Here is a 13,422-nt window from a genome sequence, read left to right as displayed (position 1 = left end):
AGCTATGTTGAAATACGCATCTTTATTTTCTGTGCTTTTATTTTTTAATTGTTCGTATCTGCAAAGCGAAGAAACGAATGCAATAGATTCTACAAATAGCATAATCGATACGATGGATGCAAGCCGTCCTGTGATCGTACCGTCTGATCTGGATTCTTTTAAAATAACAAAGCTGAAAGAATATGCCAAAGATTGGGACGGGAGTTATTTCCCTTTGCCTACGCCTGCGATGCTTCAACATCAGCCGAAAAAAGATCCGGGGTATATGTATATATCGAACAGCTTTGATTCATTATCTTATAAAAATTCTACTGATAAAGAACCAAGTGAAGGAACACCTTGTTCGTGGAAACAAAAATTTAAATCCGGTATTATCTATAATAAATCTACCTGCCAGGAAAGCGGGACAAATTATGTGATCAATACAAAAAGCAATGATAAAAAAACATTGATACGGCTAATCGACATGTTGTTTTACAATCCCATAAATGATTGGAACACAGACTCTACAAAATATGCACCGTTATCAGAAAAAGCCGGTTCGTATTATTCGCTTGAGAAAAATGATGCGGGCTATTATGACATTGTGTACAGCAGCAGTTATTGATACATTATTGAATTGAAAAGACATGTCTTTCGAAAAAGAACTTTCAAATTTGGATTGGAAAAAAGAATATGCTTCTTTACAAGCATTACTTTCGAAAGATCTGCACATGTATCGCATACTTATGTATACATGCGTTGCTTGCGCTCTCATTTTACTTTTTGTTTTTCAGATTGCACTTATTATTGCACTCCCGGCTGCAGCTTATTTTTGGTACGCTACGCATACAAGTAAAAAAAAACTACCCATTGGGATATCATTTGCGTTATTAAGAAAGGAATGCTGGAACCGTCCAAGATCGCCCTTTTATAAAGACGATCCGGAATCTTTAGACGACAGTTACACATTTTATTTATTCATTCCTGATCCAAGCCATTATACTTCTTACACAATTTCTGAAGCCGGTTTGAAAAAATATACTACAGATACCATTGCAAAACATTTTATTGTTTACGAATACATTTTTGATGCTTTTGAAAAAGGTCAGCAAGTATTCTTTATTTTTTCACCCACCAACGACCTTGTTGCTTTTTATTTGAACAAAAAAATTCTACCGTTGCTTGTAACATCTACCCTCGAAAAAGGTAAAGAATACAAAACAAGTATTAGTTTGAATCAAGTACCATTAAAAGATATTAATCGCGATGGATTTGAATTGTTAAAACCCGGTGAAAAACCGGAAAGATATGATGCGTAAATCTGTATATTTTAATAGATTTTTAAAACCCGTAATTATATGGGAAAACTAATTGCATTTAATTTCATTTACATTGAATGGAGTTCACAAAGATGCTTCTAACGACATCCGTTGGCATAGGCATTCCTTTATTTCACAATAAGAAACAAGACTTGTATCTTCAGCTTATCAAAACAAAAGTATTTAAGAGTGGAAGTATATTGCTTTGTTATGAGCCTATGCTGGTAAATAACCTTTACAGAAATGTTTGTAAAATAGTATTCACTTCTTCCTGGGTCTTAATTGTAAATTTCGCGTAGCTATTTTTAACGCCTACTTTAATAGTAAGTGCATTATCCGGCAATGCCTTAAACATGTCTTCATCCGTCCGGTCATCACCAATAGAAAGTATAAAATCCGGTTGATACAAATCGCAAATTTTTCTTGCAGCTATTCCTTTATCAGCATCTGATGGTTTCATTTCCACAACCTTGTCGCCATCTATAATTGTTAAATTTGATTTCGCCCCAATTTTATTCTCCAACTCTTCAATAAATTCTCTTGATCGGATATGTGCATATTCCGTTTCAGTATTTCTATAATGCCATGCTAACGAAGTAGATTTATTTTCAATGAAGGATCCTGCACATCTATCTGTATATTTTTGAAATATTGGCAATACCATATGCTTCCATTGATCGTCGTATTGATATTGTAACTCCCAATCTTGCCCGGGTATGCGCAGAAAGGCTCCATGCTCAGCAGATAAAATTGTACTTGCATCAAAGATGTAGTTTAGAAATTCTTTATCTCTACCGCTGATTATAGCAACATTGACATTAAAATCGCTGCTTATTTTTTTCAACAACTCAACAATTCCAACACTTGGTTTAGAACTTGAAGGATCCGCTACGATTGGCGACAATGTACCATCATAATCCAATAAAAATAAACGTCTGCTTGATTCATCAAATATCTGTTTAAAATTAGCCAGTACATGTTGATTTATAATTTTCTCTTCGAATTTTAATTGTTTGGTTTTTATTATATCTAACTGATCCATGTAATCTTCAGTCCATTTAAATATGTCATAAACTTTAACGCGGTCTTGCATCAATTGCATACGCTGTGCTTGTTCCTGCTCATCCATTGTTAATGCCTGAACGATTGCATCAGATAATTTTTTCCTATCAGTCGGGTTAATTAAAATTGCACCGGTCAATTCCAACGAAGCTCCGGCCATTTCACTTAATATTAAAACTCCCTTTTTATCTGTACGCGTTGCAACAAATTCCTTTGCAACCAAATTCATCCCATCACGAATAGGTGTAATTAATGCTACATCTGCAAGCGTGTATAATGCTCCTAATTCATCAAAACTTAATGAACGATATAAATATACTACAGGCCGCCATCCAAGCGTTCCATATTTCCCATTAATCCTGCCAACTGCTTCTTCCAGTTCATGCTTCATTTCAGCATATTTTAAAATCGTTTCTCTGGATGGAACAACAATCATTGTAAAAACAACCCTGCTATGCCATTCCGGATGCTGATCCAGAAAATATTCAAAACCATTTAAGCGATGTATTAAGCCTTTAGAATAATCCAATCGATCTACAGAAAAAATATTTTTTTCCCGGCCCAAGTCTTTTAGAAATTCTTTTCGCTTTTCCATTACCTGAGGATTGTCATAAAGACTTTGAAATTTATTGTAATCAATACTGATTGGAAATGTATCTACACGAACAATGCGATTACCTATACTTATATCACGTACTGTAGTATCATAACCGAGTATACGTTGTACACTTCTTAAAAAATATTGACTATAATCATTTGTATGAAACCCAATTAAATCCGCACCAATCAATCCCTTTAACAAATCTGACTGCCATTGTTTCGGAAGCAAGCGAAATATTTCAAACGTTGCAAAAGGTATGTGATGAAAATAACCTATAGATGCCTCTGGATGCTCTGCACGTATCATAGCAGGCAACAACATGAGCTGATAATCCTGTATCCAGACAATATCACCCGGACGGATAAACGCATTTATTTTATCAGCAAAAATTTTATTTGCTTTTACATAGGCTTCATAATGATCTTCATCAAAACTGGTAAGGTACGGATAGTAATGTGATATCGGCCAGATAGTACTATTACAAAAACCTTCGTAATATGCTTCGTTTAACTCATCGTCTAGCAAAACAGGATGGACAATAAAATTTTCATTTTCAACTTTTGTCTCTCCTTCCTGTAAAATATCAGGTGTAGAATAACCAAACCAATGTATTTTTTGTTTGTCAGAAATAGCCTCGCCCTTTTCAGCTAACGATAATATCGCAGAAACAAGTCCTCCTGAATTTTGTTGTAAGGTACGTTCACCTGATTCCTGAAATGTAACTTTAAATGGAATTCTATATGCAACAATTATTAATCTTTTTTCATCATTCATTTCCTCTCCTTTCATTAAATGTAAGATGGCTTATCTAATTTTTTAGCAATTCTATAAGCCGAATTCATTAAACCCACATGACTATATGTTTGTGGAAAATTACCCCATTGACTTCCATCTAATCCAACATCTTCGCTCAACAAGCCGAGATGATTGGAATATTTCATCAGCGATTCAAATGCACAAACAGCATCATCTATACGGCCTACCGACGCCAAGGCGTCTACATACCAAAATGCACATACCAGAAATGTCACTTCAGGTTTTCCAAAATCATCTTCGTGTTTGTAGCGAAAAAGCAAACCATCTTGAACCATTAAATCTTCTTCGATAGCTTTTAAATGCAATCGTGCACGCTCAGAAGATGGATCCAGATAATGCATACTAATTAATTGGATACAACTAGCATCTAAATATTTCGATCCCGCAGCTTGTGTATATACCTTTCGTTCCGGATCATAGCATCGCTCGATCATTTCAGCTGCCTTTTTAATTGTTGATTTTGATTTTTCAATCAACTCTTCATCTTTATATAACTCGCCAATTTTTAATGCAGATTTTGCACCTACCCAATGGAATAAAAATGTATAACAGTGATATTGTCTAAGATGTCTGAATTCCCATAAGCCTGCATCCTTTTCATCCATTGTTTTATCAATGAATGAAAGTAACTTATAAATTATATCTGTTGAAAAACGGTTTGTTCTTATTAAACGAAGATCTGTAAATAGCGGTGTAATGCTTGCCAGTATTTGCCCATACACATCGTTTTGAATATGCGTATATGCATCGTTCCCAACACGTACAGGTTTATTACCTAAATATCCTTCAAGATCTAATTCTATTTCTTCGATTTTTTTTGAACAATCAATTCCATAAAGTGGCTGTATGCGATCTATTTCACTTTGCACAATATTTTCTATAAAATGAAAATATTTTTCGGATTCTTCAAAGTGACCAATTGTATTAAATGCCTGAAGCGTATAATAGGTGTCACGCATCCAGCAATAGCGGTAATCCCAATTCCGGGTTGAGCCATTGCTCTCAGGCAAACTCATTGTACCCGCTGCAATAATGCCGCCTGTATCTTCAAATTGATGTAACTTTAAAGCCAGTGCGGATCGGATAATTTGTGCCTGATAAAAATTTACAATATAAGTGGTCTTTACCCAGCTGTTCCAGTATTGACGTGTCTTTTGAAGAAACTCCTCAGCCGTATAATCTATTGCCGCTTCAAGCGGAGGACCATAAGTAAAAAATATATATTTCGTTTCTGTTAAGGAAAATTCCTTTTCATCTATGATATACGTAATCGGAATATTCGTACTAAGCCGAACATCTGCATCCAAATGTAAAAACCGAATGTGGTTACTTCCATACGATGTAGCTGTATCTCTATTGCCTCTCATATTGCCAGGTATACAGGTAACTTTTATACGTGGCTTTCCATGCATCACTTCTATTTTCCGAACCAACATGAGTGGTCTGAAGTTTCTGTTATGCTGTTGGAAGCGTGGTGCAAAATCTGTTACCTTATAACTTCCATCTGGCGTATGGCAAATAGTAACCAGAATGTTTGTGTTTTCTAAATAGGCCTGTTCGTATTCTGCTAAATTTTCATCTGCAGGTTTAATAGAAAATTGTCCCCCTTTTTTTTTGTCCAGCAATCCTCCGAACATAAAGTCAGAATCAAATCTTGGCAAACACAACCAATCAATATTTGTGTTTTTGTTTACGTATGCAATAAAAGAACAATTGCCTATAACACCCATATCATACTTGTGTGGCACCTCCATGCTTTTTGATTTTAAGGTTAAATAAAATAAAAACGAAAAAATGACTTATTATTAATATAAGAAAAATATATCTATAAATGAAATCTGAAAGATGATACCAGCATATTATTAAAAATAATAATGAATATTATTTTCCTGTAAGACTCATAAATAATGAAAAAAGAAAGTATGAGAATATAAAATTATTTTTAATGATACGTATTGTGTTGAAATTTCATTTCATATAAATAGCCGTGTACGATCTTCAATAGATCCTTTAATCGTTGTTATTTTTCCCTATCTGCCAGGTAGTGACTCCCATGTCTTTCAGGGAGTATCTGTATTCTTAGGTTTTTTATTCACGTTCGGATCTGCGTGTTCTTTATCCAATATCATTGCAGGAATTATTCTCACCTATATGCGTTTATTCAAAATAGGCGACAGAGTAAAGATCAGTGATGTAACCGGCGATGTAATAGAAAAATCATTACTGGTAACACGCGTACGGACAATCAAAAATAAAATTGTGTCTATTCCGAATTCAACCATTATGAATAGCCATACTGTAAACTATACCAGTGATGCACCTAACAACGGACTCATTATTCATACAACGGTTAAGATTGGTTATGACTTGCCATGGAGAGATATGCACCAGTCACTTATTGATGCTGCGTTAAAAACTGGAAGATCCGAAGACATTTGTATTACAAACCAGCATGGAAGACTTTTATGTTTCGTGTCAGATCAATGCATACACTCGGGAAGCAAACAAGCAAGCAACGATATATTCAGATTTGCATCAAAAAATTCAGGATGAATATAATGAAAGAGGTATAGAAATCATGTCGCCGCATTATAGAGCTGGTCGCGATGGTAATACCTCAACCATTCCTCCAAGCTATCTTTCTGAGGATTATAAATCTCCGGTTTTTAATGTGAACATACATAATACAAACCCTAAAGAAAATAAAGAGTAGCTTTCAATTAAAAAGAAAGCGAATAATCCGTTAAGTAAGAATATTTAAAGAGACGTAATACTGGTATTTATTACATTTTCTTTACCCATTCAGGCTGTTTATCGTATATTCGTATGCTATTTAAGAATAATTAACATCAACCAATTAAATAAACAAACATGAATATCATTCTTATTTTCTACGGTTTTTTTCTGATCAGCTGCGGCATTGGCTCAGTTATATTCATTGGCATGAAAGCTAAAACGGCTTTGATCTCCGGCAGTTCCTCCGGACTTATTTCCATACTCGTTGGATATTTCTATACACTGCATAACATACCACTGGTAATTATAGCGATCATCATTCCACTTGCACTGTTTTGTATTTTTTCCTGGCGTTCAACAAAAACTCTTTTAAAACTGATCGAACTGATCTCAGAAAAAAGTCCGGAAACAAATTCAAAAGCAATTGCCTTTTTAATTATCAGTTTAATGGCTGTTGTTTCGATCTTTACATTTGCCATTCAGTTAACAGAATATGTGAATATTGCATTGGTGCAATGAAAATTCATTAATTCTATTCAATCGTTAAGGCATTCTTATTAGTAAGAATGCCTTTCGTTTTTTACCGTTCACCTCCTATTTTTTACCGCTTACCGATTCCTTGTTTTTCCGTTTTTTCGAATTGCGTAAGTTTGATCCATAATAAAAACAAACATTATGGCACAATCATTTTCAGGCAAAAGAATCTGGGCAGGTACACTGCTGCTCTTAACCGGTACATTCTACCTCTTACATAATTTCAATGCACTCCCCTTTGCAGTTCCTGCCTATGTATTCTCCTGGCAGATGCTGTTGATCCTTGTAGGTGTTTATCTGCTTTACAGATCCATCACCAAAGGAGTGATCTTAATCGGTATCGGAACGTATTTCATCTTACCCTTAACAGGATTTATTCAACCTATTGAGATTGAAAAAATGTGGCCGGCACTTATTATTCTGCTCGGCATCATTGTTCTATTCGGATCTAAGAAAAACCATAAACCAAAACCTATGTCAACTACACATACTGTAAATGAAGAATTGTTTGATATCACCGCCATCATGAGCGGCAATACACGTCAGATCAGTTCATACGATTTCAAAGGAGGTACAATCACTGCCGTTATGGGTGGTGTAGAACTGGACTTAACCAATTGCTATTTATCAAAAGAAGGTTGCATCATTGACCTGTCTGTTGTAATGGGCGGTGTAAGTCTTAAGATATCACGCGAATGGAACATTCAATCTGAAATTACACCGATCATGAGTGGCATTGAAGATGAAGGTCAATATGCGAACAATGTACATATTGATCCGGCTGCAACAATTATATTACGTGGCAGTGTGGTAATGGGTGGAATTGAAATTAAAAGAGCATAACAATGCAGCATCCTTTATTTGTATCTAAAAGAAAACTATACACCTATATCTTTGCATGGATGCCCGTATTAGGCATTCATGCATTCATTGATATATACATTTATAAAATACCTACCACGTTAAGCGTCATCGATGCAGGTATATCTACTGGTATCTTTGCCATGATCGGCATGCTTTCCTGGTACACCGTACGTTTTATAAGTATTGACAATACAAAAATCCTCTTTACTATATTAAATCATTTTATTGCTGCACTGCTCTTTATTACGCTGTGGTTTTTTATTTCGAATTCAATTTTAAAAATCCTAAGCAACGATTTTTATTTTCTGAATTTCATTCAAACCACAACACCATTCCGAATTGTCATCGCATTGTTCTTCTATTGCATACTCGCTTTATCGTATTACCTGTATAAATATTACAGCTCGTATAAGGCACGAATAGAAAGAGAAGCCGAATGGAAAACGCTGGTAAAGGAAGGCGAACTGAATTTATTAAAATCACAGCTGCAACCGCACTTCATCTTCAACAGCTTAAATTCCATTCATGCATTGATGTATCAGGATATGGAAAAAGCGCAGGAGATGCTTACAAACTTATCTTCTTACCTGCGTTTATCAATCGAAAAGAATAAAGAAAAATCGGTTCCGTTTTCGGAAGAACTTCAAAATGGCTTATTGTATTGCTCTATAGAAAAAATCCGTTTCGGGAACAGATTGGATATTGAAACAACGATTTCAGAAGATTCTCTTTCATGTCAGGCTCCCTTTATGATCCTACAGCCGCTTCTTGAGAATGCCATCAAACATGGCTTGTTTGGATTCATTGGAATGGTTAAGATTGAAATCGTCAGCTTTGTTGAAGACAATGCGCTGCACATACTTATAAAAAACAATCACGATCCGTCTGTACACAAACAAAACGGAAATGGTCTGGGACTAACGCATGTACAACATCGCTTCGCTTTATCATTCGGAAGAAAAAATCTGGTGAAAATTAAAGATGAAAACGGTATCTTTCAGGTAGAACTTATTATTCCTCAATATTGATTTGAATACAATACGCACTATAATCATAGACGACGAACCTCTTGCCAGAGATCTGATCCGTTTGTATCTGAAAGACTATACATCCTTTCAGATCATCGAAGAATGTGCCAATGGATTTGAAGGATTAAAAGCGATCCAGGAACTGAAGCCGGATGTTATTTTTTTAGATATTGAAATGCCGAAGGTAACAGGTCTGGAAATGCTTGAACTGCTTGATCAGCCGCCGGTGGTCATTTTCACAACAGCCTATCAGGAACACGCGATAAAAGCATTCGATCTGAATGCCCTGGATTATTTATTAAAACCGTTTTCAAAAGATCGGTTCAAAAAAGCCATTGATAAAATCGTGACACGTATTGAATCAAAAACAGTTGATCCGAATATCATCAAAGATTTTATTAAGGAACCGCCGTTGCCACATGGCACGATCGATCGAATCGTAGTTAAAACTATTAATTCGATCAAAATAATTCCTGCTTCTGAAATCAAATATCTGGAAGCACAGGACGATTATGTAATGATCTATACGCATGAAGGTAAATTCCTAAAACAGCAAACCATGAAGTATTTTGAACATGCGCTTGATCCAGCTTTTTTCATTCGCATTCATCGTTCGTATTTAATTAATGTTCGCGAAATCTTGCGTATTGAACCGTATGAAAAATCTTCGTACCAGGTCATTTTAAAAGACAATACTACACTGCCAATCAGCAGAACCGGATATAGTTTATTAAAAGAAAAATTAAATTTTTAGATAGAACATTCAATGTTCTTTCTTATACCCCCGATACTTTTCTATAATTCTATTGCGAAGAATAAATACGGTAAGTCCGGCCAATACTACAACAACAGCACCGGCTCTTAAAGCAAAGGCTGTGCCCATATACTCCGACACCAAACCAATCTGAAAATTTCCGAGTGGTGTCAGCCCGATAAACATCAGTACATAAATACTCATCACTCTTCCTCTGAATTCACTTTTAACAAGCGTCTGTATCGTAGTATTGGATTGGGATGCAAACGACAACAATCCAAAACCACTAAAGAACAATAGTATAGATGCGGTATTCACATCGGTTGTATAACTGAATAAAAAGATACTGATCGAAAACACCAGTGTGCCTCCGAAAATAAAATACATAGGAGATATTTTTTTTGAATACAAGGCTATCACAAGTGTTGCCAAGAGAGATCCCAGACCCGACGATGCATACAGATAACCCAGCCCCGCTGCACCAACATGAAAAGTATTTTTTGCCATAATAGACAACACCGTTGTGTACGACCAGCCAAATACAGAAACAATCGCGATCACAATAAACAATGTACGGATGATCGGATGCGTCGCCGAATAATGTATTCCTTCTTTAATTGCCTTTATCGGATCCGGCAGATGAGCAGGCTTTACGTGTTCCATTTTTATTTTCCGCAATGCAAGCAATACGGCAACGTAACTCAGTGCATTCAGAATAAATGCACCTCCGGTACCAATGATTGCAATCATCAGTCCGGCAACAGTGGGGCCAATAACACGTGCGCTATTAAATACTCCGGAGTTCAAAGCAATAGCAGATGGCAGCTGTTCTTTATTTACAAGTTCAGAAACAAATGCTTGTCGTGCCGGTGCATCAATGGCATTCACTGTACCTAACAGAAATGCAATCACACATATTTCCCAGATGGTGATCCAGTCAAAAACAGTCAATATGCCCAGCAACAAGGCCAGTACCATGGCACAGATTTGTGTAAAAAATAAAATTTCTTTTTTAGGAAAACGGTCCACAATTACACCGCCATACAATGTAAAAAGAAGTGTAGGAAGCGTAGACAAGGCCATTACCAGACCAATCAAAAAAACAGATTCAGTTAATTGCAGCACTAACCAACTTTGCGCGACAATTTGCATCCATGTTCCGATCATAGAAACAAGCTGTCCGGAAAAATAGAGTTTATAATTTGTGCTTTGAAAAGCAGGAAATGCTTTCTGTACCTTATCTACCCACACCCGATTTTGCCCACCAGGTACTTCCGGATTCGAATTAACAATAAAATTTTCTTCAGAATTTATTCCGCTATCCATATCTAAATCGCGCTTGCCGGCCTACTCATCTAAAGATAGGAAAAGAAAATTTACTCTGTTACCTGATTGATCAAAAAAGCATATTGTTTCCCATTCAGTTTAATATGCAGAATAACTTTTATGCACTCTTTCGTTTCAAAAAAAATATTTCCTTCTACATAGCTCAATGGATATATGGTATTCGCACGTAAGGCCTGTGATTCCCAAAAAGCTTTTTGAGCTTTTGCATCCAGCAGATTATTTTGTTCCGATTTCAGTTTTTCATTATAAATGGTTGTGCTAGTCTGCGTAGTAGTATTGATCTTGTTGGCCCAAGGCGTAACTTTAGCAATGCTTACAGCCGTATTCCCTGTGTTTCGGCTTTTTACAAGGGTATTGATTTCTTTTTCAGATCGGGCAATCTCCGCATCTGCTTTTGCAATATGTATTTCAGGATTACAGATCGCTACAGAATCCATGTTCCCATTCGCGTATACACGACTGATGCTGCAATCTTTAGGATTGATTGTTATCGTATCATTTCCAATATTCTGAATTTTAAGTCTGAAAACGGTAAATCCATCATGGTTCGCTTCATCGTAGATACTTAAAAAAACAGGGTCATCGTAAATACTGCAACTTTTCTTCCCATTCAGCCATAGTGCCTTTTCACCGCATTCTACTTCGTAATGAGTTGCATATTTGCCCAATAATCCCAAATACAGATACAAAAACAGAATGGATATAACTTTCATGCTCTATTTAATCAAACTTAATATATCCTGATACGTTCTAATCAGCGGCACTGTTACTATGGATGTTGACAAAAAGCGGATAATTTGTTTCGAATTTACCTCTACTGGTTATTAATTTGCGTATATCTTCTTGATAATGAATAATTAAATGATAATATTTAACGTGGCTTTTAATATACGAGTGACTTTTTTTAACAGATGAATAATTTTTACAAAAACGAATTAATCAGGCGGGAAGGCCGAATCAAGCAATATGTATTTATTACATCCACTATAATTGCATTGGGTTCAATACCGGATCTTATTTTAGGTGTATATCCAGCCGTGATCTGTATCGGCATTCTCTCCCCAATTTTATTAGCCGCATATTATTTCAATAAAAAACGTACCGACGTAGCCGGAACATTACTCTTGCTGTACATCACCTGCTCCATTTTCATTTCCAATATGTTTTATGGCATGGAGGCCAATAACAGTTATTACTACATTGCAGAATACATCATGCTGCTACTTGTAATTGACACACGAAATAAATTTTATCTGATCATAAACCACGTCCATATCGGTTTTTCTATACTAGCAGCTCAGTTTTTGAATTTTTACAATTACAAACTCTTCGTTACCGAAAATGACGCCATCATGATCATGGGTAACGTAAATATTGTTCTTGCAGTAATAGCAAGTATGTATTTGTTCTATACCTATGTTGAAGAAAATATTGCCAAAGAAAATTATCTGATCTTAATGCATAAACGAATCAACACTAAAAATAAAGTAATTGAAAATGCACAAGTAAATTTAGAGACTTTTATTTACAGAGCATCTCACAATCTTCAAGGCCCCATACGATCTATAATGGGGCTATACAACATCAGTATCTTAGAGCACAACTCTGAAAAATTAAAAGAATTAATTCAGCTGGTAAATGAAAGTGCCATTAAGCTGGATGAAGAATTATCGATCACCTCTCAGATATTTAAGATCAACCAACATATTATAACATTAGAACCGGTTAACTTATATCAATTTGCTGCTGATTATTACAAAACCAGTGATATTGAAATTGTCGAAAAAAATCTTTCTGTATACAATACCCTTGCCGATGTCACCTTGCTTACAGAAGGAATGAATAATTTATATTCCATCTTTAAAAAACTAAGACTAACTCCACACACTAAACCTCAATTGACACTTAATATTACAGGAGTAATTTTTTCTTTTACAATTACTTTTGAAGCGATTCAACTTGACGATAAATATTTATCTGTCTTTTTTGCACCGTATCAAAAAGACCTTAGTTACTTATACAACCTTACAAGTGAGCCCTACATTTGCAGAAGAATTATGGACAAACTTCATGGAGATATTTCAATACATAAAATGGACAACAACTATCTTTCTTTTACAGTTGCGTCTCAATTGATTTAACAAAAAAATATTTCCACACCTCATCCTTTGAATGATTAAATGCCCCAAGTAACGTTCAGAAAAAATAACTTAAATCAATTAAAAGTGTTTTAAAGGACGACCCCAGCGGGGTCGCATGTTTATAGCATATATTATAATAGTTTTTTTACGCACAATACCGAAGGTATTTTATTGGAAAATAATACCTTCGGTATTGTGCGTATTTTGTTTTGAATTTGATCCTCTATAAACATATGAC

At 35.4% G+C, this 13,422-nt stretch carries 13 protein-coding genes; 9 read left to right on the top strand and 4 right to left on the bottom strand.

Translation table 11 applies throughout. The features are described from left to right. Nucleotides 1-4: 4 nt before the first annotated feature. Complete coding sequence (locus A3EE_RS0102950) at nt 5-607, top strand: hypothetical protein (protein WP_018341938.1); 603 nt, start codon at nt 5-7, stop codon at nt 605-607. 22 nt (nt 608-629) lie between these two features. After that, nucleotides 630-1,301, top strand: a complete 672-nt coding sequence (locus tag A3EE_RS0102945; RefSeq protein WP_018341937.1) for a hypothetical protein — start codon at nt 630-632, stop codon at nt 1,299-1,301. A gap of 235 nt (nt 1,302-1,536) precedes the next feature. Here A3EE_RS0102945 and A3EE_RS0102940 read toward each other — a convergent pair whose 3' ends face one another. After that, the gene (locus A3EE_RS0102940; protein WP_018341936.1) at nt 1,537-3,753 is read right to left on the bottom strand and encodes a bifunctional alpha,alpha-trehalose-phosphate synthase (UDP-forming)/trehalose-phosphatase; all 2,217 of its coding nucleotides are present in this window, start codon (nt 3,751-3,753) and stop codon (nt 1,537-1,539) included. Beyond that, nucleotides 3,753-5,534, bottom strand: coding sequence for a glycoside hydrolase family 15 protein (locus A3EE_RS0102935; protein WP_018341935.1), 1,782 nt, complete (start codon nt 5,532-5,534; stop codon nt 3,753-3,755). Before A3EE_RS0102935 ends, A3EE_RS0102940 begins: the two co-directional genes overlap by 1 nt. A 397-nt stretch (nt 5,535-5,931) precedes the next feature. Between A3EE_RS0102935 and A3EE_RS22090 the strand changes: the two genes are divergently transcribed. The 6 genes from A3EE_RS22090 to A3EE_RS0102905 all read left to right on the top strand — a co-directional run bounded on the left by A3EE_RS22090 (nt 5,932) and on the right by A3EE_RS0102905 (nt 9,696). Then, nucleotides 5,932-6,333, top strand: a complete 402-nt coding sequence (locus A3EE_RS22090; RefSeq protein WP_026209562.1) for a mechanosensitive ion channel domain-containing protein — start codon at nt 5,932-5,934, stop codon at nt 6,331-6,333. Beyond that, on the top strand, nt 6,233-6,493 hold the full coding sequence (locus A3EE_RS22085) for a hypothetical protein (RefSeq protein WP_342661988.1): 261 nt from the start codon (nt 6,233-6,235) through the stop codon (nt 6,491-6,493). Before A3EE_RS22090 ends, A3EE_RS22085 begins: the two co-directional genes overlap by 101 nt. Nucleotides 6,494-6,651: 158 nt before the next feature. Then, a complete protein-coding gene (locus A3EE_RS0102920) occupies nt 6,652-7,035 on the top strand; it encodes a hypothetical protein (protein ID WP_018341934.1) in 384 nt (127 codons plus the stop codon). 156 nt (nt 7,036-7,191) lie between these two features. Beyond that, entirely contained in the window at nt 7,192-7,893 is a 702-nt protein-coding gene (locus tag A3EE_RS0102915; protein WP_018341933.1) for a LiaF transmembrane domain-containing protein, read from the top strand. Nucleotides 7,894-7,895: 2 nt separating this feature from the next. Then, nucleotides 7,896-8,942, top strand: a complete 1,047-nt coding sequence (locus A3EE_RS21150; protein ID WP_018341932.1) for a sensor histidine kinase — start codon at nt 7,896-7,898, stop codon at nt 8,940-8,942. A 1-nt stretch (nt 8,943) separates the two neighbouring features. After that, nucleotides 8,944-9,696, top strand: coding sequence for a LytR/AlgR family response regulator transcription factor (locus A3EE_RS0102905; protein ID WP_018341931.1), 753 nt, complete (start codon nt 8,944-8,946; stop codon nt 9,694-9,696). A 9-nt stretch (nt 9,697-9,705) separates the two neighbouring features. Here A3EE_RS0102905 and A3EE_RS0102900 read toward each other — a convergent pair whose 3' ends face one another. Both A3EE_RS0102900 and A3EE_RS0102895 read right to left on the bottom strand, forming a co-directional pair. After that, the gene (locus A3EE_RS0102900) at nt 9,706-11,022 is read right to left on the bottom strand and encodes an MFS transporter (RefSeq protein ID WP_018341930.1); all 1,317 of its coding nucleotides are present in this window, start codon (nt 11,020-11,022) and stop codon (nt 9,706-9,708) included. A 50-nt stretch (nt 11,023-11,072) separates the two neighbouring features. After that, on the bottom strand, nt 11,073-11,756 hold the full coding sequence (locus A3EE_RS0102895; protein WP_018341929.1) for a hypothetical protein: 684 nt from the start codon (nt 11,754-11,756) through the stop codon (nt 11,073-11,075). Between the two features lie 198 nt (nt 11,757-11,954). On the opposite strand from A3EE_RS0102895, the gene A3EE_RS0102890 reads away from it, so the two are divergent. After that, the gene (locus tag A3EE_RS0102890; RefSeq protein ID WP_018341928.1) at nt 11,955-13,184 is read left to right on the top strand and encodes a sensor histidine kinase; all 1,230 of its coding nucleotides are present in this window, start codon (nt 11,955-11,957) and stop codon (nt 13,182-13,184) included. The last annotated feature ends 238 nt before the right edge of the window (nt 13,185-13,422 follow it).

The organism is Cytophaga aurantiaca DSM 3654 (genome assembly GCF_000379725.1).
Classification (GTDB): Bacteria; Bacteroidota; Bacteroidia; order Cytophagales; family Cytophagaceae; genus Cytophaga; species Cytophaga aurantiaca.
The sequence above is the reverse complement of the archived record's forward strand: the minus strand, read 5'-3'. Positions and strand labels throughout refer to the sequence as shown.